This window comes from Microlunatus sp. M237, assembly GCF_056896895.1.
This window is the reverse complement of the sequence record NZ_JBXHBL010000003.1, coordinates 180991-200991: the sequence shown is the minus strand read 5'-3', so window position 1 is coordinate 200991 and position 20001 is coordinate 180991. Positions and strand designations below refer to the sequence as shown.

The following is a 20001-nucleotide window of genomic DNA, read 5'->3' as shown; positions in this document are numbered from 1 at the left end:
TCCGCCAGAGGCACACCGGCCCCTGACTAAGTTCGTCGATCTTGACGTGCAACGCGTGGCCGACGATCGCTATTCCGCGATCCGGACGTCACCACTGGACCGCCTTCACAATCGTGGTGGCGGCGGTCACCCAGTCCTCGTCGACCGGTCCCGGCCGCGCGATCGAGGACACGATGGCGACCATCTCCCGGACGATCACCCAGGCACGGACCCGGTCCTCGTCCAGCCCGGCGGCATCGACCACGGCATACAGCCGGTTCAGCACCGCCGTTCGTGGGTTGCCGCTCGCGATCGCCTCCCGCCAGCGGTGGTCCAACAGCGGCGCCACCTCGTACGCCCCCTCACCGGACAGCGGCTTCGGGCTGATGGCCAACCACTGTCCGCGATCATCCACGCCGCCGTCGCCCACCCGCGCCAGCACGTTGTCGTAGTGCAGGTCGGTGTGGATCAGCAGCCCATCGGTGCCGGGGTCGACCGACAGCTCCCGGCACAGCCCGGCGGCCTGTTCCAGATAGCGCCGCGGCGCCCGCCGCTCGTCCCGGACGGCCAGCAGGTCCTCGGCCCAGTGCGCGGCCAGGCTGGACAGGGTCGTCAGCTGCGGCACGGCCCGGCGGTGCAGCAGCCGATACAGCCCACCGACCACCTCGCACGCGTCGAGCACGTCGATCCGGTTCAGGTCCAGCTCGGTCTCGGCCCGCTCCGCCAGCAGCACCGAACGGCGCGGATCGGCGCGGAGCAGCTGGACGGCACCGGCCCCCGCCCAGGCACGCAGCGCGAGGTGCTCGTGGGCCGCGTCGGGCCGCGGCCACCCAGCCTTCAGGGCACCGGCCTGGCCGGCGGCGTTGCGTACCGGGACGACGACTGCCGAGCCGCCGGCTCGCACCGCCCCGTCGACGCTGAGCTGCCACTCGGCGAGTACGTCGGCCACCAGCCGCGGCAGCGTCGCCAGCCAACGGCTCTGGGCAGGGTCGGTCGCGGCCGTGGGCAGGAAGTGCTCGGGGATCACGACGCTCATCGCGACCCAGCCTAGCCAGACCAACGGAGCCGGCTGACCGGTGCGGACCGGCGATCGAGCGCGCCGCTGGCGCACGTGATCCGCCAGATAGCCGCGCAGACACAACGAATGGCAAGGGGTTCGTCCCCTTGCCATACCTAACGTATAGCGCAGGTGGGGGCTTGTGGCAAGGCCCCGGTGGTGCCCCAGACTCTCCGGTCGGAACCAAGGAATCGGAGGTCATCGATGATTGACGTGATCATCGCCGGCGGCGGACCGACCGGCATGATGCTGGCCAGCGAGCTGCAACTGCACGGCGTCCGCGGGCTCGTCCTCGAGCGGGAGACGGAGCCGACCACGGTGGTCCGTGCGCTCGGGCTGCACGCGCGCAGCGTCGAGGTGATGGACCAGCGCGGGCTGTTGGATGAGTTCCTGACGCACGGTACCCAGTACCCGGTTGGCGGCTTCTTCGCCGGAATCACGAAACCGTCACCGGCCGGGCTCGACACCAGCTACCCGTTCGTTCTCGGCATCCAGCAGCCGGTGACCGACCGCCTGCTGAGCGAACACGCCGCCAAGCTCGGAGTCGAGGTCCGCCGCGGCTGCGCGTTGGTCGGGGTCAGCCAGGACGACCGGGGCGTGACGGCCGAGCTGGACGACGGCAGCCGGCTGCGTTCGCGCTATCTCGTCGGCTGCGATGGCGGCCGCAGCACCGTGCGCAAGCAGCTCGGTATCGCGTTCCCCGGCGAGCCGAGCCGGGTGGAGACGCTGTTGGGCGAGATGGAGCTGACTGCAGCGCCCGAGGTGGTCGCGACGGTGATGGCCGAGGTCCGCAAGTCCCAGCTCAGGTTCGGCGTCGGGCCCATCGGCGGCGGGCTTTACCGCATCGTCGTACCGGCGGCCGGGGTGGCCCCCGACCGTACGGTGCCACCGACGCTGGCGGACTTCAGCGAGCAGCTGCGGGCGACGGCCGGCACCGACTTCGGCGTCCACTCGCCCCGCTGGTTGTCCCGGTTCGGCGACGCGACGCGGCTGGCCGAGCGTTATCGGGTCGGCCGAGTGCTGATCGCCGGCGACGCTGCGCATGTCCACCCGCCCCTGGGCGGGCAGGGACTCAACCTCGGCATTCAGGACGCCGTCAACCTCGGCTGGAAGCTGGCCGCCGAGGTCAACGGCTGGGCGCCCGACGGGCTGCTCGACAGCTATGCAACGGAACGCCGCCCGGTGGCCGCCGACGTGCTGGACCTCACCCGCGCCCAAACCGCGCTGATGGCCCTGGAGCCGGGGTCTCAGGCGCTGCGCCGGCTGATGTCGGAGCTGATGGACATCGACGAGGTGAACAGATATCTGACCGAGAAGATCATGGCGCTGGCGATCCGCTACGACTTCGGCCAGGACCATCCGCTGGTCGGCCGTCGGCTCCGAGACGTGGCCCTGAGCCGGGGGCGGCTGTATGAGCGCATGCACACCGGCCGCGGTCTGCTCCTCGACCAGACCGGCGCGCTGTCAGTGGCGGGCTGGAGCGATCGGGTCGACCACGTGAACGACGTCAGCCAGGAGCTCGAGATGCCTGCGGCCCTGCTGCGCCCCGACGGTCATGTGGCCTGGGTCGGCGACGACCAACAGGGTCTGCTCAGCCAGCTGTCTCGGTGGTTCGGCGCAGCCAGCGCCTGACCACCGCAATCGGGCGCCGTCTCAGCTATCGCGCAGTAACGCATTGCGCGGTAAAGCCTCGCGCGGTAACGCATTGAGCCGTGCCGCCTGACGCGTCAGGTGGTCGCGTTCGGCAAGGTTCGACGCCGACCGGGCGGCGTCGGCGTAGAGCCTGGCCGCGGTCACCTGATCGCCGTCGCGCTCGTGCAGGTACGCCATCACGGCCGGATAGCGCGGCAGTGCCGGGTCCAGACCGGCCAGCGCGGCCAGCCCGGCTCGAGGGCCGTCCGCCTCGCCCACCGCAACCGCCCGGTTGAGCCGCGCCACCGGGTTGCCGGTGAGCCGCACCAGCTCGTCATACCACTCGACGATCTGGACCCAGTCGGTCTCCTCGGTCGTCCGGGCATCGGCATGGAGCGCGGCGATGGCGGCCTGGGCCTGGAACTCCCCCAGCCGATCGCGTCCGAGTGCCGTCTGGAGCAGGTCGATCCCCTCGCCGATCAGGGCGGTGTCCCAACAGCTCCGGTCCTGATCGGCCAACGGCACCAGACGGCCGTCCGGGCCGGTCCGCGCGGCACGCCGGGCGTGATGGAGCAGCATCAGCGCGAGCAGGCCGGCGACCTCCTCGTGGTCGATCAGCGCCGCCAGCCGGCGGGTGAGCCTGATCGCCTCCCCGGCCAGGTCGACGTCGCCGGAGTAGCCCTCGTTGAAGACCAGATACAGCACCCGCAGCACCGTGGCCACGTCACCGGGCTCGGAGAACCGGACGCCAGAGACGATCCGCTTGGCCCGACTGATCCGTTGGGCCATGGTCGCCTCCGGCACCAGATAGGCCTGCGCGATCTGCCGCGTGGTCAGTCCGCCGACCGCCCGCAGGGTAAGTGCGACGGCCGACGGCGGGGTCAGGGACGGGTGCGCACACAAGAAGTAGAGCCCCAGCGTGTCGTCCACCGGCTCGCTCGGCCCGGGGGCCGGCTCGCTGGTGGCGCGTGCCTCGCGATGGCGGCGGGCGTCCTCGGCGCGGGTCGCATCGAGGAACTTTCGCCAGGCCACGGTGACCAGCCAGCCTTTGGCGTCTCGGGGCGGGTCGTTCGGCCAGGCCCGTACGGCCTCGACCAGCGCGTCCTGCACGGCGTCCTCAGCCGCGGCGAAGCTGGCTCCGCGGCGGCTGAGGATCGCGATCACACTGGGGATGAGGGTCCGCAGCAGCACCTCATCCACCGTTCTTCACTCCGTGATGGTCGGCGGCGCGGTCAGGAACGGGCGCAGCTCGAGCCATTCGTGGATCGGCTTCCCGCCCGCGCCCGGAGCGGCTGACAGCTCGCCGGCCAGCTCCAGCGCCCGGTCGTACGTGTCGACGTCGATCACCATCCAGCCGGCGATCAGGTCCTTGGTCTCCGCGAACGGGCCGTCGGTGATGGGTGGTCGCCCTTCGCCGTCGTAGCGGACGAAGGTGCCCTCCGGTGACAGGGCCTGACCGTCGACGTACTCCCCGGTCTGCTCGAGCCGGCTGGCGAAGTCCTGCATGTATTGCAGGTGGGCCGTGACCTCGTCGGGGCTCCACTGGTCCATCGGTACGTCGTTGACGGCTGCCGGGTTGCCTCGGTAGTGCTTGAGCAGCAGGTACTTGGTCATCGCTTCTCCTTGATGCGGTACGGCCATTGTGGCCGTGTTCACAGCGGGGACGAGGCCATCACCTGATTCTCGACATCGCGAGGATTCTTTTTTCCACGTCCCTGGTGGACCAGAGGCGGACAGGCCACCGGGAGTCGGGCAGTCGATCGCAGCCGACCCGAGTTACCGCCCGGTAGCATGACCCGAATGGTGATCTCGCGCGTATCGCGCATGCCCCGCGACCAGCGCCGAGCCCAGCTGCTGCAGGCGGCGAGCGACGTGTTCACGACGAAGGGCTACCACGCGGCGGCCATGGACGACATCGCCGACGCGGCCGGCGTCTCCAAGCCGGTGCTCTATCAGCATTTCGGCTCCAAGCTCGACCTCTATCTCGCGCTGCTCGACTTGAGCTGTGATCGGCTGGTCGAGGTGGTCGAAGAGGCCCTCGCCTCCACCGAGGTGAACGCCGACCGGGTGGTGGCCACCGTGGGCGCCTTCTATGAGTTCGTGTCGCACTCGAGCAACGAGTTCCGCTTCGTCTTCGAGTCCGATCTCACCGGCGACGGTTCGGTGCAGAAGCGGCTCTGGCGAGTCAACGAGGAGGTCGCCGATGCGATCGCCGCGGTCATCGCCGAAGACACCGCGCTGCCGGCGGACCAGGCCAAGCTGCTGGCGATCTCCCTGGTCGGCATCGCCCAGGTCAGCGCCCGCTACTGGGTCTCCAGCGGCAAGGGCCGGCTCGGGGTCGAGGAGGCCAAGCAGCTGGTCAGTGGTCTGGCCTGGCGCGGCATCAGCGGCTTCCCCCGGAGCGAGCACGAGGCGGCCGCGTCGGAGTCGGCCTGAGTCGATGCTCCGGCGCGAGCCGAGCCCACCTCGGCTACGACCGTGGTCATCGGTCGACAAGATCAACTCCCACGGGGGTGGAGCCTCTGTGGTGATCCGGTCGACCGAGTAGATTGACCCCGACCAAGCGGTGAGACCCGGGCAACCGGTTCCGGGATACGCCGCGGCCACGACCGACCACGCAGCACCCGCCGTCAGAGAGGCCCTCGCGATGACCGAGCCCATGTCCCCCACCGGAGCGCAGGCGCCGTTGGCCCCGCCTGCGCCGAGTGCCCTGACCTTGACCGCGCCCGCGCCCGTGCAGCCGGTGGCGACCACGGCAGCCCCGGCGATGGCCCCACAGGTCGATCCAGCCACGCTGCCCACCCTGGACGGCAAGGTCGACACCTTCATGTCCGCTCTGCTCAGCGCGCAGCCGCGCTCACCGGAGTTCGCCACCCAGACCGAGAACGTACGCAGCATGGGCGACGCCGACATCCGCAAGGCCGCTGAGTCCTCGAACCGGCTGCTGCAGACCCCGGTGCGGGCGCTGCAGGAAGGCGGCATCGCGCAGGGGTCGAAGGTCGGCAACACGCTGCTCGAGCTTCGGCGTACCGTCGAGGAGCTCGACCCGAGCCAGGCCACCGGCAGTCGCAAGCTGCTCGGCATCATCCCGTTCGGTGACAAGATCGTCGACTACTTCCGGAAATACCAGGATGCCCAGAGTCATCTCAACGGAATCCTGCACAGCCTGCGCAACGGCCAGGACGAGCTGACCAAAGACAACGTCTCGCTCAACATGGAGAAGCAGAACCTGTGGGCGGCGATGGGCCGGCTGAACTCCTATGTCTACGTCGCCGAGCGGCTGGACGCGAAGCTGTCCGCGGCGATCAGCGAGCTCGAGTTCTCCGACCCGGAGCGGGCCAAGGCGCTCAGCCAGGACGTGCTGTTCTACGTCCGCCAGAAGCACCAGGACCTGCTCACCCAGCTCGCCGTGTCGATCCAGAGCTATCTGGCCATCGACATCATCATCAAGAACAACATCGAGCTGATCAAGGGCGTGGATCGCGCCGCCACGACGACGGTGTCGGCGCTGCGGACCGCGGTCATCGTCGCCCAGGCGCTGGGCAACCAGAAGCTCGTGCTGGACCAGATCACCGCCCTCAACTCGACCACCTCCGACCTGATCCAGCGCACCTCGGAGATGCTGCGTGACAACTCCGCGCAGATCCAGCAGCAGGCGGCGTCGTCGACCATCGGACTGCCGCAGCTGCAGGCCGCGTTCGCCAACATCTACGCCACCATGGATTCCATCGACAGCTTCAAGCTCCAGGCCCTGGACAGCATGGCGGCCACCATCGGCACGCTGGAGTCCGAGGTGACCAAGTCGCAGGAGTATCTGCAGCGCGTGTCCCGGCAGGACCAGCGGGTGGCTTCCGGCAGCCTCGACCTCGACGGCGGCGCTCCCGGTGGTCTGCGCTGACCCGCTGCCGCCGATGACCGGCGGAGCGCCGGAAGTGCGACCAGACCGGGCGCAGCTGCCTGACCGGGAGAAGCCATGGGTCTGAAGGACTGGTTCGCCCGGTTGAGCGGTCGACCGGAGCCGGCACAGCCGCTGCCGGCGGCCCCGGCGGCGCCGACCGAGGCCGACATCCTCGCCGCCCTCGACCGGGTCGAGGCGATGGTCGCGGGTGGGGTCGTTCCGGCACCGGTCCAGTCACGGGTACGCCGGGTGGCCGACACCGTGCGCCAGACCATGCCGCGGCTGCGCAACCTCGGGTTGGGAAGCGCATCGGCCTACTCGGTGATGGCCACCGCGACGGACTACCTGCCGGAGGCGATCGGCGGCTACCTGCGGCTGCCCCGGCAGTGGGCCGACTCCCGGCCGGTGGAGAACGGCAAGACGTCGCTGCTGCTGCTGATCGACCAGCTCGACCTGCTCAGCGCCACCATGGACAAGATCTTCGATGCGGTGGTGCGGGTGGACGCCGACGCGCTCATCGCCCACGGCCGGTTCCTGCAGCAGAAGTTCGGCCACGCCAGCGACGGTGGCGACCTGCAGGTGCCCGGCACACCGCCCCCGGCCAGCCCCTCTCCGCCCCGCAGCAGTCTGGATCTCCCGTGACCGGTTCCACCACCAAACCGACCGGACGCCTCGACGAGGCTTTGGCTAGCCTCGCCGAGGTCGCCGAGACCGCCGGATTGCCGCCGGCCGCGGCTCGCACCGAAGCGGCCTGTCTGGCCGCGGCGATCGCCGAGTCGGCTCCGGGAGCTCCGGCTGCCTGGCTGGAACAGACCGGCGGCGGGTCGGTCCAGGACTTCTTCGACGCCGCCTCGCGGGGCCGGCGCTGGCGCGCCGCCCCGACCGCCCTGCTCGACCGACTGGTCGCCGAGGGGTCGCCGCACGCCGGGACCTACGCCGCCGCCCTGGTCACGGTCACCGCCGCGGCCTGCGGCCTGGGCGAGGAGACCATGCGCGTGGTCGGCAACGCATCGATGGCCGCCGCGGCACAGCTTCGTGCCACTGGCAGCATGAGTCCCCCCGCCAGCAGCGTGGGTCCCCCCGGCACCGGTCCCGCCCGCGGAGCGCCCGCCGCCAGCGGTCCCGGCAGCAGACAGACCCCGCCCGCCCCGGACCAAGCAGCCGGCACCGGGACGAATCCGCTGCTGGCCATGTTGCAGCTCACCCAGGACCATCTGGCCGACCTGACCAGGCTCGGCCTGTCAGGTCTTGGTTCCAGATCGCGACCGACCTCGTCAAGTCTTGACCTCAGCCCCGAGGAGGCCGCCGCCTCGGTCCGCCACCTCGACAACCTCGCGGCCGGCCGAGTTCCGCCGCCTGAGGGCGAGCCCATTCAGCCGCCCGGGGGCGGGCCCACTCCGCCACCCGCGTCCCCGACCACGGCCGCGCCGGCCGGCGCGAAGGCAGCTCCGGCCGAGCCGGAGCCCGAACCGAAGTCGCTGGACGAGCTGCTGGCCGAGCTGGATGCGCTCACCGGGCTGGCCGAGGTGAAGGCCGAGATCCATCGCCAGGTGGCGGTGCTCCGGGTCGAGGCGCTGCGGGAGAAGGCCGGCCTCAAGGCGGCCACCATCACCCGGCACCTGATCTTCGTCGGCAACCCCGGCACCGGCAAGACCACGGTGGCCCGCCTGGTCGGCGGCATCTACCGGGCGCTGGGACTGCTGTCGAAAGGCCAGCTGGTGGAGGTCGACCGTTCCGAGCTGGTGGCGGGCTATCTCGGCCAGACGGCGATCAAGACCGCGGAGGTGGTGAGCTCCGCGGTCGGCGGCGTGCTGTTCATCGACGAGGCCTACAGCCTGGCCGGCGACCAGTACGGATCCGAGGCCGTCGACACGCTGGTCAAGGAGATGGAGGACAAGCGCGACGACCTGGTGCTGATCGTGGCCGGCTATCCGGATCCGATGGTCGCCTTCGTCGCGCAGAATCCCGGCCTGGCCAGCCGGTTCCGCACCACCATCGAGTTCGACGACTACAGCGACACCGAGCTGACCGACATCTTCACCGGGCTGGCAGCTGCCGCGGACTACGACGTCACCGAGGACTGCCGGCGCCGGTTCGCCACGCTGGTCGCGGCCACGGTGCGGGGGCCGTCGTTCGGCAACGGCCGGTTCGCCCGCAACGAGCTGGAGGCGGCCATCGGACGGCATGCCTGGCGCCTGCGCGACATCGGCGAACCGACCCTGGCTCAGCTCCGCGAGCTGCTTCCCGAGGACCTGGAGCCCGACCTCAGTGGAGCGCCTGATGCGGCCGCTCAGCCCCAGAAACCAGCTCAGGCACCGCCCGCAGCTGAAGCCGGCGAGCAGACCGAGACCGATGCGAGCGAGGAGACCCCGACATGAGCCAGCCCACCCAGGCGGCCGCGCCACCCGCCGCGGCGCCACCGGGCGCCGTGCCGAGCCCCGCTTCCACCACCGCCACGGTGGCGCAGCCCGACGCGCAGCAGTTGCCGGCAGCGGCGCCCGCCCCCGTCCTCGACACCCCGCGGATGCTGCGGCGGCTCACTGTCGCCATGGTGCTCACCGGGGCGCTGTTCGGCCTGATCGGCGGGCTCATCTTCGCCCGGACCGCGTACGCCCTGGACCGCGCCGAGGCGAGCACCGCCCAGCTGATCCGGGTGCAGCAGATCCAGACCAACCTGCTGAGCGCCGACGCCACGGCCACGAATGCCTTCTTGGTCGGCGGTCTGGAGCCGGCCGACCAGCGGGCCCGGTACGACGCCGCGCTGACCACCACCGCCGCGCTGATCGCCGAGGCCGCCCAGGCCCAGCCGGCCGACGCCGTGGCGCTGTCGGCGCTCAACCAGAGCGTGCTGAACTACGCGGCCACGATCGAACAGGCTCGGGCCAACAACCGGCAGGGCCTGCCGGTCGGGGCGCAATACCTGCGCAACGCGAGCACCGAGCTTCGCGCCACCGCCCTGCCGATCCTGGAGAACCTCAACACCGCCAACACCGAGCGGGCCGACGACGAGATGAGCACCCAGCCGGTGTGGCCGTTGCTCGCAGTCGGTGTCGCCGCGCTGGCCGCGCTGCTGGTGACCTCCTCCTGGGTGGCCCGGCGGTTCCGGCGTCGGATCAACGTCGGGCTGCTGGCCGCCACCGGCGTGGTGGCTCTCACCTTGATCGTCGGGGTGCTGGCTCTCCACAGCGTCACCGCCCGGGTGGACTCCGTGCGGACCCAGTCGTTCGCGGCCGTGACCGCAGCGGCGACAGCGCGCACCCAGGGCTACAACGCCAAGTCCAACGAGAGCCTGACCTTGATCGCGCGCGGCTCGGGAGCCGCGTTCGAGAAGGCCTGGGTCGCATCGGCGGCCGAAGTGACCGCCAGCCTGCCGGCCATCGGTGGGTCGGAGGTCGGGCGGGCCTGGACCGCCTATACCAACTCCCACGCCCAGATCCGCAAGCTGGACGACAGCGGCAACTGGGACCAGGCGGTCCAACTGGCCACCGGCACCGGCAAGACCTCGGCCAACGCAGCCTTCGGGGTCTTCGATGCCGCGGTCGGCAGCGAGCTGACCGCCGCCGCCGACGCCGTGGATGCTGGCCTGCGCGCCCCGCGGGCGGGCCTGTGGGTCGGCGCCGTGCTGGTCCTGCTGGCCGGTCTGGCCGCTGCCTGGTTGGCCCGCGCGGGCCTCGCCGCCCGACTGAAGGAGTATCGATGAACCGCGTCCGGCCCCGCGTGCTGCTCGGCTCGCTGACCCTGCTGCTGGCGGTGCTCACCGGCTGCTCGCTGTTCAGCTACGACACCACCGAGCTGCCCGCTCCGCCGGCAGCCGCGCAGCCCACCGCGGCGACCACGTCAACCCCGGCCCGTTGCGCCAACCCGTTGGCCTCCTACGCTCCGTCCGGTGACGTCCCCAAGCCCGGGGCCATGCCGGCCGGCAGCACCATGCGCAAGATCCAGGACCGCGGCCGGCTGATCGCCGGGGTATCGGCCGACACCTTCCTGCTGGGCTCGCGCAACCCGCTCACGGGGCGGATCGAAGGGTTCGACATCGACGTGGTGAAGGCGATGGCGAAGGCCATCTTCGGCGATGAGAACCGTTACGAGCTGCGGGTCATCACCGCCGCGCAACGGATCCCCGTCCTCGAGGACGGCAGTGTCGACATCGTGGTCCGCAACATGACCATCACCTGTGATCGCTGGAGTCAGATCGCCTTCACCTCGGAGTACTACCGTTCCGGGCAGAAGATCCTCGTCCGCCGCGGGTCCAAGGCCACCTCGCTGGCCGACCTGGCCGGACAGCGGGTGTGTGCCCCCAACGGCACCTCGAGCTACGCCAACCTGGTCAAGCTCGCCCCCAAGGCGGTGGCCGTCGGATCGGACAGCCACACCGGCTGCCTCGCGCTGTTCCAGCAGGGTGCCGTGGCCGCCATCACGGGCGACGACACCGTGCTCGCCGGTCTGGCCGCCCAGGACCCGTACGCCGAGGTGCCCGACCAGAAGGCATTCACCGCGGAGCCGTACGGGATCGGGGTCAACGCCGACAACGTCGACCTGGTCCGGTTCCTCAACGCCGCGCTGGAGCAGCTGCGCACCGACGGGCGATGGACCGCCATCTACAACTCCTGGCTGCGGGAGCCGTTGGGATCCGCACCGGCCCCGCCGAAGGCCGTGTACGGCAGGAAGCCGTGACCGTGGCGGCGGACCAGCTTGGCAGTGTGACTGCTCCCCCGGCACCGGGCCGCCTCGGGCAGCCGGTCGACACCGCCGCGGCGCAGCACTATTTGGACGCCCTCGGGCGGTGGTGCGAGGGACGGCGCCGCGAGCTGGACCAGCTCGACCAGGCTGCGCTGGCCGCCACCCTCCCGTCCGCCGACGACACGGCAGCACTGACCCACGACATTCTGCTGTCGATGGCGCTGTGGAAGTCGGTCGCCGACCGCCGGGACCTGCTGACCGCGACCTGGGACGGTGGCCGGGTCGGACTGGTGGAGCGGGAGCGGATCTCGTCGCTGATCTGGGGACGGATGGACGCCACCATCGACCCGTCGCTGCTCTCCTCCAGTGCGACGGTGCCATCGTCGGGCTTGTCGGTGTCGCTGCCAGAAGCCTGCCGGTTGTCCGACGCCCTGGTCGGACAGCTGCGGGTTCGACTCGCCCTCGACCCGTCGGGGCTGGAGACGGCCGAGCGGATCCGCCAGCTGCGGGCGCAGCTGGAGCGGATCCGTGACCAGGTCAACCTCGAGCCGGCCGGGGCGCGTCAACAACAGCACGCCGGCACCCAGTCCCAGCTCGGCCGGCGGCTGAAGCAGGTCGCTGACAAGGCAGGCCGCGGCGGTGACGTCGGCGGACTGCTCGGACCGCTCGAGATCGAGGCCACGACGTTCGAGCGGGACCTCATCGTCGGCGCTGCCACCCGACGCGAGGCGTCCGCGCTGGTGGAGCGGGCGCGAACCCTGCGCGCCGACCTGGAGACCCGCGAGGCCGCGTTGCAGACATTGGTCGACCACTGCGTGGCGACCGTGGCACCCGCGCCTCGCTACGCGGTACCGGATGTGGAGGCCCTGGGCCCGGTGCCCAACACGGCCGCGCAGCTCGGGCCGTACGTCCATCGCCTGCAGCAGGTCGGCCGGGCCATGACGCACGCCCAGGACGCGTACACCAAGGCCCTGCACCAGCGCGACGAGCTGGCCGGGCTGCTGGAGGCGTACCACGCCAAAGCCACGGCGCTGGGGGTCTCCGACCAGCCAGATCTGGCCCGTGCCCACGCGTCAGCCCGCGAGGCGCTCGACCGCCGCCCCACCCAGCTCCAGATCACCCGGCAGCTGGTCGACCTCTATGCCAGCTATCTCAACCTCGCGCTGACCGCACCCCGGCCACCGACCCGACCCGTCCCCCCTGCCACCAGCACACCGGAGTCCGCATGACCACCTGCACCCAGCCCGGCTGCACCGGGCAGATCGTCGACGGCTACTGCGACGTCTGCGGCTCCCCCGGGGCCACGGCCGATGCCCCGGCCGCGCCCCAGGCGGGATCGGTACGAACCCAGGCCACCGTCGCGCACCGGGCGGCGGGCGTACCCACCGTGGCTCCCCCGGCGGGCGTACCGGCCGACAGCGGGCCCGCCGGTGTCTGCAGCCAGCCCGGGTGCACGGGACGGATCGTTGACGGTTACTGCGATGTCTGTGGTGCACCACCGGCCGGCGGAGTGACCCCCGACGCCGACGGCCTCGATTCGGGGGCGGCTGCCTCCGCCGCGCCCGCTCCGGAAGCCGAGGTGGGCGGAGCGGGCTCCACCATCACCCGCGGCTCCAACCGGCTCGACTCGACCGCACTCGGCTCGCGCCGCGCCTCGGCCACCGGGTCGAAGATCACCAAGCGGATCCAGTCAGGTTCCGCCCGACTGCGCTCGGCACGGTTGGGCGCAGGGCTGACCCGGGTGCCGCCGGCGCCGGAGGTGGACGCCTCCCAGGCGTTGATGAAGAACCCGATGGTGCCGGAGAACAAGCGGACCTGTCCGAGCTGTGGGGCCGCGGTGGGCCGCTCCCGCGACGGGCAGCCGGGACGCACCGAAGGCTTCTGCCCGAAGTGCCGCAACCGGTTCTCTTTCACGCCGAAGCTGCGCCCCGGCGACCTGGTCGCCAACCAGTACGAGGTCGCCGGCTGCCTGGCGCACGGTGGTCTGGGCTGGATCTACCTTGCGCGGGACCGCAACGTCTCCAACCGGTGGGTGGTGCTCAAGGGCCTGCTCAACTCCGGCGACGAGGATGCCCTCGCCGTGGCCATCGCCGAGCAGCAGTTCCTGGCCCAGGTGGAGCACCCGCTGATCGTCGAGATCTACAACTTCGTCACCCACGACGAGGCCGGCTACATCGTGATGGAGTACGTCGGCGGCACGTCGCTGAAGCAGATCCTCAAGAACCGGATGAAGGCGGCCGGCGGACAGTACGACCCGTTGCCGGTCGACCAGGCCCTGGCGTACATCCTCGAGGTGCTGCCCGCCTTCCAGTATCTGCACGACCTTGGCCTGGCCTACTGCGACTTCAAGCCGGACAACCTGATCCAGGTCGGCGATGCGGTCAAGCTGATCGACCTCGGCGGCGTGCGTCGGATCGACGACCAGGACTCCGCCATCTACGGCACCGTCGGCTATCAGGCGCCCGAGGTGGCGCAGGTGGGCACCACGATCGCCTCCGACATCTACACCATCGGCCGCACCCTGGTGGTGCTGATGATGGAGTTCCGCGGCTATCAGACCACCTACGTGTCCAAGCTCCCCCCAGTCGAGGACACCCCGCTGTTCCAGCAGCACGACTCGCTCTATCGGTTGCTGGCCAAGGCGTGCGCGCCCGACCCGGCCGACCGGTTCGCCTCGATCGACGAGCTGCGGGTGCAGCTGCTCGGTGTGCTCCGCGAGGTGGTGGCCGCCGGCCGGCCCGGAACCTCGTTGACCTCGGCGGCCTCGGTGCTGTTCGAGGCACCCGCGATCACCAGCGACGCTCTCGACTGGGACGAGCTGCCGCCGTTGCGGCCCGACACCAGCGACCCGCAATATGCCTGGCTGAGCAACATCGCCGTCGACGACCCCGCCCAGCGGTGGGAGGCGCTGCGTACGGCACCCGGCTCCTCCGCGGAGGTGCGACTGGCCAGGGCTCGCGCCGGTCTGGAGCTGCACCGCGCCGACCTGGTCGAGCAGGCCGTGGACGAGATGCTCGTGGCCGACCCGTGGGAGTGGCGAGCGGTGTGGGTGGCCGGCTTGTCGGCGCTGCAGCGCGGCGACTTCACCTCCGCCCAGTCGTCCTTCAACGCCGTCTACGGCCAGGTGCCCGGTGAGCTGGCACCCAAGCTGGCCCTGGCGCTGGCATGCGAGCGCGGTGGCGAGGGTGCGATCGCCGAGGGGCTCTACGGCACCTGCGCCGGCACCGACGCCAACTACGTCGCGCCGGCCGCGTTCGGCATGGCTCGCATCCGGGCGGCCCGTGGTGACGTGGCCGGCGCCGTTGCGGCCCTCGACCTGGTCCCCTCCACCAGCCGCGGCTACACCGAGTCTCGACGGCAGCGGGCGCTGCACCTGTATGAGTCCGGCGATGGTCTGCCGTCGCTGGCCGCCGCCATGAGCAGTCTCAGCGGAGTGCGCCTGGAACCGACCGAGCAGGCGGGGCTTACCGCGCGGATCCTCGAGCGGGCGCTGGCCGTGGTGACCGAGTCCGGGCCGCAGCCGCAGCTGATGATCGGCGGCCACCGGGCCGACGAGCCGTCGCTGCGGGACGGGTTGGAGGCGACGTATCGGACCCTGGCCGCGGCGGCCGAGGACGAGCAGTGGCGCTACGCGCTGGTCGATCGGGCCAATGCCGTGCGAAGGTGGACCCTGCGATGACGACTCCACCGACGACCCAACAGCTCACCTGCCCCTCCTGCGGCGCCGAAGTGTCGCCGGACGAGAGCTTCTGCGAGGCCTGCGGCACCGAGCTCAAGCCCACCGTCGAGGTGAACGACGCGGCCGACGCCGGCCTGGAGTCTCCGATCACGCTGTCTCGTTCGATCAGGGCCGAGTCCGCCCAGGGCGCGTCGACCGAGCCCATTCCGCGTCCCTGCGTGGAGTGCGGCGGCGTGGTCGGCACGGACGGCTACTGCGAGACCTGCGGCACCAAGGCGGCCAGTCCCCGCGACCACTACACCGAGCAGCCCGCCGCGTGGGTGGCCGCCGTCTGCGACCGGGGCATCCGCCACCACCGCAACGAGGACGCCACCGCCATCGCCGCCGACCCGGAGCCTCGCTCGCGGGCCGTGCTGGTGGTGTGCGACGGAGTCTCCAGCTCGCTCGACTCCGACGTGGCCAGCCTGGCCGGTGCCCGGGCGGCCCGCGATGTGCTGGCCGCCAACCGCCCGGCCGGCCTGGGTACGCCCGCCAGCCGCGCCGGGGCCATCGCAGCGGCCATGACGTCCGCCGCCGCTGCGGCCAACGCCGCGGTGATCGAGAACACCGCACTCGACAGCGACAACGCAGCATCGTGCACCTTCGCCGCGGCGGTGCTCGAAGGCGACCTGATCGTCTTCGGCAACGTGGGCGACTCCCGCGTCTACTGGATCCCCGACCCCGGCCAGCCCGAGCTGCCGACCGAGCTCAGCCTCGACGACTCGGTGGCCCAGGTCCGCATCGCCGCCGGGGTGTCGCGCGAGGAGGCAGAGAACGGCCCGCAGGCCCACGCCATCACCAAGTGGCTGGGGCGGGACAGTCCCGACTTCAGCCCTCGGACCGGATCGGTCACGGTCACCAGCGCGGGCTGGCTGCTGGTCTGCTCGGACGGCCTGTGGAACTACGCGTCCGAAGCCGACCAGCTGCGGGTGCTGATCGCCCAGCTCAGCGACGGCGGCGCCGAACCCATGGTGCTGGCCCGGGCGATGGTGCAGTGGGCGAACGACCAGGGCGGCAAGGACAACGTCTCCGTCGCGCTGGCGCGCCACTGAGGACACGCGCTCGCGCGCCACTGAACTTGCGCTGGCGCGCCGCGCACCCTCGCGCCGCTGGGGCGAGCCTCGCGTCGGATAGTGGATGAGTCGGATCCCCGCGGGCCAGTGAGCCATACTGGATGGCCATGACCGTGCCGAACCCGAGGGACACCGTGACCACTGTTCACGACCTACGACCCGATGCCACCGATGCGCTGACCGCGCTGATGTCCGAGCGCATCCTGGTCCTCGACGGCGCGATGGGGACGATGATCCAGCGGCATCAGCTGGATGAGGCGGCCTACCGGGGCAGCCGGTTCGCTGACTGGGACAGTGACCTCAAGGGCAACAACGACCTGCTCAGCCTGACCCAGCCGGAGATCATCGCCGGCATCCACCGCGAATACCTGCAGGCGGGTTCCGACCTGGTCGAGACCAACACCTTCAACGCGCAGCGGATCTCGTTGGCCGACTACGCCATGAGCGACCTCGCCTACGAGCTCAACGTCGCCTCGGCCCGCCTGGCCCGGCAGGCCTGCGACGAGATGACGGCCAAGGACCCCGAACGTCCGCGGTTCGTGGCCGGCGCGCTCGGTCCCACCAACCGGACCGCATCCATCTCACCCAACGTGAACGACCCCGGCGAGCGCAATGTCACCTTCGACCAGCTGGTCGAGGCCTACCTGGAGCAGGCCCGCGGTCTGGTCGACGGTGGAGCCGACCTGCTGCTGGTCGAGACGATCTTCGACACCCTGAACGCCAAGGCGGCGATCTTCGCACTCGAGACGCTGTTCGAGGAGCACGGCCGCCGCTGGCCGGTGATGATCTCCGGCACCATCACCGACGCCTCCGGACGGACGCTGTCGGGTCAGGTCACCGAGGCGTTCGTGGACTCCATCCGGCACGCCCGGCCCTTGGCCATCGGACTCAACTGTGCCCTCGGGGCGGCCGAGATCCGGCCCTACCTCGCCGAGATGGCACGCGTCACCGGGACGTACGTCTTCTGCTATCCGAACGCCGGTCTGCCGAACGCCTTCGGCGAATACGACGAGACCCCCGACCAGATGGCCTCGGTGCTCGAGGAGTTCACCGACTCCGGCCTGGTCAATGTGCTCGGCGGCTGCTGCGGCACCACCCCTGACCACATCGCCGCCATCGCCAAGGCGGTCGACGGCAAGACACCGCGTCGGCCGGAGCCGGTCGCGCCGGCGCTGCGGCTGTCCGGGCTGGAGCCGCTGACGATCACCGACGAGTCGCTGTTCGTCAACGTCGGCGAGCGGACCAACATCACGGGGTCGGCCCGGTTCCGCCGGTTGATCAAGGAAGGCGACTACCCGACTGCGCTGAACGTCGCCCGTCAGCAGGTTGCGGCTGGCGCCCAGGTGATCGACATCAACATGGACGAAGGCATGATCGACGGCGTCGCCGCGATGGACCGCTTCGTCAAGCTGGTCGCCTCCGAGCCTGACATCTCCCGCGTCCCGGTCATGATCGACTCCTCCAAGTGGGGAGTGATCGAGGCGGGCCTGAAGTGCGTACAAGGCAAGCCGGTGGTCAACTCGATCTCCATGAAAGAAGGGGTCGAGCCGTTCATCGAGCGCGCCCGACTGTGCCGCAAGTACGGCGCGGCCGTGGTGGTGATGGCCTTCGACGAGGACGGCCAGGCCGACACTCTCGAGCGCCGCAAGCAGATCTGCCGGCGGGCGTACGACATCCTCGTGAACGAGGTCGGCTTCCCGGCCGAGGACATCATCTTCGACCCGAACGTGTTCGCGGTGGCCACCGGCATCGAGGAGCATGCCAACTACGGCGTGGACTTCATCGAGGCCACCCGGTGGATCAAGGCGAACCTGCCCGGCGCGCTGGTCTCCGGCGGCGTGTCCAACGTGTCGTTCTCCTTCCGTGGCAACAACGCTGTGCGCGAAGCGATCCATGCGGTCTTCCTCTACCACGCGATCCAGGCCGGGATGGACATGGGCATCGTCAACGCCGGCGCTCTGGTGGTCTACGACCAGGTCGATCCCGACCTGCGCGAGCGGATCACCGACGTCATCCTCAACCGCCGGCCCGACTCGACCGAGCGGCTGCTCGAGGTGGCCGACCGGTTCAACACCGGCGACACCCGGCAGGAGGCGGTGGCCGAGGAATGGCGCTCGCTGCCCGTCGGTGAGCGGATCACCTACGCGCTGGTCAAGGGCATCGACGAGCACGCCGAAGCTGACACCGAGGAGCTCCGAGCCGAGATCGCCGCCCGCGGCGGCAAGCCGATCGAGGTGATCGAGGGTCCGCTGATGGAGGGCATGAACGTGGTCGGCGACCTGTTCGGCGCCGGCAAGATGTTCCTGCCCCAGGTGGTCAAGAGCGCCCGGGTGATGAAGCGGGCGGTTGCGTACCTGATCCCCTTCATCGAGGCGGAGAAGGACGCCTCGGACCTGCCGGCCAAGGCCAAGGGCAAGATCATCATGGCCACGGTCAAGGGTGACGTCCACGACATCGGCAAGAACATCGTCGGGGTGGTGCTGCAGTGCAACAACTACGACGTGGTGGACCTCGGCGTCATGGTGCCGGCCCAGAAGATCCTCGATGCCGCCAAGGCGGAGAAGGCCGATGTGATCGGACTGTCCGGACTGATCACTCCGTCGCTGGACGAGATGGTCAACTTCGCCGCCGAGATGGAGCGTCAGGGCTTCGATATCCCGCTGATGATCGGCGGGGCCACCACGTCGCGGGCGCACACCGCGGTGAAGGTTGACCAGAAATACCACGGGCCGGTGATCTGGGTGAAGGACGCATCTCGGTCGGTCCCGGTGGTCTCCCAGCTGCTGTCGGACGACCAGCGGCCCCAGCTGCTGGCCAACGTCACCGCCGACTTCGACTCGCTGCGCCGTCGGCACGCCGCCAAGGGCACCGAACGACCGCTGCTCGGTATTGATGCGGCTCGGGCCAACCCCACCCCGGTCGACTGGTCCAGCTATCGCCCGCCGGTGCCACACCTGGTGGCCCAGCAGGAGAAGGCGCTGCTGCAGCGGCAGTCCGGCAATCCCAGCCGCACAGACACGCAGTTCGTCCGCACCTTCGCCGACTATCCACTGGCCGAGCTGCGTGACTACATCGACTGGGGTCCGTTCTTCAACGCCTGGGAGATGAAGGGGCGGTTCCCCGACATCCTCAACAACCCGGCCACGGGCGAGGCAGCCAGCCGGTTGTACGCCGACGCCCAGGCCATGCTCGACCGGCTGGTCGACGAACGTTGGTTGCGGGCCAACGGTGTGGTCGGTCTCTTCCCGGCCAACGCGGTCGGCGACGACCTGGAGGTCTACACCGACGAGACCCGCTCGGCGGTGGCCACCACCTTGCATACCTTGCGTCAGCAGGGACAGCACCGCGACGGCATCCCCAACCGAGCCCTGTCGGACTTCGTCGCACCGAAGGAGACGGGCCTGCGTGACCACGTCGGTGCGTTCGCCGTCACCGCCGGGCACGGGGTGGCCGAGAAGCTCGCCGACTTCCGCGCCCAGCTCGACGACTACAGCGCCATCTTGTTGGAGTCGCTGGCCGACCGGCTGGCCGAGGCGTTCGCCGAGCGGATGCACGAACGGGTCCGCCTGGACCTGTGGGGCTACGCACCGGATGAGCACCTGCACGCCGACGACCTGCTGGCCGAGCGGTACGTGGGCATCCGGCCGGCCCCGGGCTATCCGGCCTGCCCCGACCACACCGAGAAGGAGCTGCTCTGGCAGCTGCTCGATGTCGAGCGGAACACAGGAATCACCCTGACCGAGTCGATGGCCATGTGGCCGGGCGCGGCCGTGTCCGGCTGGTACTTCTCACACCCCGCGTCGCAGTACTTCGTCGTCGGCCGGCTGGGTCAGGACCAGGTCGAGGACTACGCGCAGCGCAAGGGCTGGACCCTGCGGGAGGCCGAGAAGTGGCTCGGCCCGAATCTCGGCTACTCCCCGGAGGACTGAGGTTCTGGTGGTTGGGGTGGTCCGGCCTCTAGTCA

Annotated in this window: 14 protein-coding genes; 11 read left to right on the top strand and 3 right to left on the bottom strand. The window is 70.4% G+C overall.

Annotation, left to right across the window (positions count from 1 at the left end; translation table 11 throughout):
- Positions 1-88: 88 nt before the first annotated feature.
- Entirely contained in the window at positions 89-1015 is a 927-nt protein-coding gene (locus AC1XX3_RS12015) for an aminoglycoside phosphotransferase family protein (protein ID WP_483321381.1), read from the bottom strand.
- A gap of 225 nt (positions 1016-1240) precedes the next feature.
- On the opposite strand from AC1XX3_RS12015, the gene rox reads away from it, so the two are divergent.
- On the top strand, positions 1241-2668 hold the full coding sequence (rox, locus tag AC1XX3_RS12010) for a rifampin monooxygenase (RefSeq protein WP_483321380.1): 1428 nt from the start codon (positions 1241-1243) through the stop codon (positions 2666-2668).
- 21 nt (positions 2669-2689) lie between these two features.
- Here rox and AC1XX3_RS12005 read toward each other — a convergent pair whose 3' ends face one another.
- Positions 2690-3868 (bottom strand): RNA polymerase sigma factor, encoded by a 1179-nt coding sequence (locus AC1XX3_RS12005; RefSeq protein ID WP_483321379.1) that lies wholly within the window; start codon positions 3866-3868, stop codon positions 2690-2692.
- A gap of 6 nt (positions 3869-3874) precedes the next feature.
- The gene (locus tag AC1XX3_RS12000; protein ID WP_483321378.1) at positions 3875-4282 is read right to left on the bottom strand and encodes a YciI family protein; all 408 of its coding nucleotides are present in this window, start codon (positions 4280-4282) and stop codon (positions 3875-3877) included.
- 186 nt (positions 4283-4468) lie between these two features.
- On the opposite strand from AC1XX3_RS12000, the gene AC1XX3_RS11995 reads away from it, so the two are divergent.
- The 10 genes from AC1XX3_RS11995 (at position 4469) to metH (ending at position 19966) form a co-directional block, all read left to right on the top strand.
- On the top strand, positions 4469-5104 hold the full coding sequence (locus tag AC1XX3_RS11995; RefSeq protein WP_483321377.1) for a TetR/AcrR family transcriptional regulator: 636 nt from the start codon (positions 4469-4471) through the stop codon (positions 5102-5104).
- 211 nt (positions 5105-5315) lie between these two features.
- Entirely contained in the window at positions 5316-6566 is a 1251-nt protein-coding gene (locus tag AC1XX3_RS11990; RefSeq protein ID WP_483321376.1) for a toxic anion resistance protein, read from the top strand.
- 75 nt (positions 6567-6641) lie between these two features.
- Positions 6642-7208 (top strand): hypothetical protein, encoded by a 567-nt coding sequence (locus AC1XX3_RS11985; RefSeq protein WP_483321375.1) that lies wholly within the window; start codon positions 6642-6644, stop codon positions 7206-7208.
- Positions 7205-8944 carry an AAA family ATPase gene (locus AC1XX3_RS11980; RefSeq protein ID WP_483321374.1) on the top strand — a complete coding sequence of 580 codons (1740 nt, stop codon included), beginning with the start codon at positions 7205-7207 and terminating at the stop codon, positions 8942-8944. Before AC1XX3_RS11985 ends, AC1XX3_RS11980 begins: the two co-directional genes overlap by 4 nt.
- Positions 8941-10266, top strand: a complete 1326-nt coding sequence (locus AC1XX3_RS11975) for a hypothetical protein (RefSeq protein WP_483321373.1) — start codon at positions 8941-8943, stop codon at positions 10264-10266. The genes AC1XX3_RS11980 and AC1XX3_RS11975 overlap by 4 nt, the downstream gene beginning before the upstream one ends.
- Positions 10263-11240 carry a glutamate ABC transporter substrate-binding protein gene (locus AC1XX3_RS11970; RefSeq protein ID WP_483321372.1) on the top strand — a complete coding sequence of 326 codons (978 nt, stop codon included), beginning with the start codon at positions 10263-10265 and terminating at the stop codon, positions 11238-11240. Before AC1XX3_RS11975 ends, AC1XX3_RS11970 begins: the two co-directional genes overlap by 4 nt.
- Before the next feature lie 26 nt (positions 11241-11266).
- On the top strand, positions 11267-12475 hold the full coding sequence (locus tag AC1XX3_RS11965) for a hypothetical protein (protein ID WP_483321371.1): 1209 nt from the start codon (positions 11267-11269) through the stop codon (positions 12473-12475).
- The gene (locus tag AC1XX3_RS11960) at positions 12472-14925 is read left to right on the top strand and encodes a serine/threonine-protein kinase (RefSeq protein WP_483321370.1); all 2454 of its coding nucleotides are present in this window, start codon (positions 12472-12474) and stop codon (positions 14923-14925) included. Before AC1XX3_RS11965 ends, AC1XX3_RS11960 begins: the two co-directional genes overlap by 4 nt.
- Positions 14922-16016 carry a PP2C family protein-serine/threonine phosphatase gene (locus AC1XX3_RS11955; RefSeq protein WP_483321369.1) on the top strand — a complete coding sequence of 365 codons (1095 nt, stop codon included), beginning with the start codon at positions 14922-14924 and terminating at the stop codon, positions 16014-16016. The genes AC1XX3_RS11960 and AC1XX3_RS11955 overlap by 4 nt, the downstream gene beginning before the upstream one ends.
- Before the next feature lie 128 nt (positions 16017-16144).
- Entirely contained in the window at positions 16145-19966 is a 3822-nt protein-coding gene (gene metH, locus AC1XX3_RS11950; RefSeq protein ID WP_483321368.1) for a methionine synthase, read from the top strand.
- Positions 19967-20001: the final 35 nt, after the last annotated feature.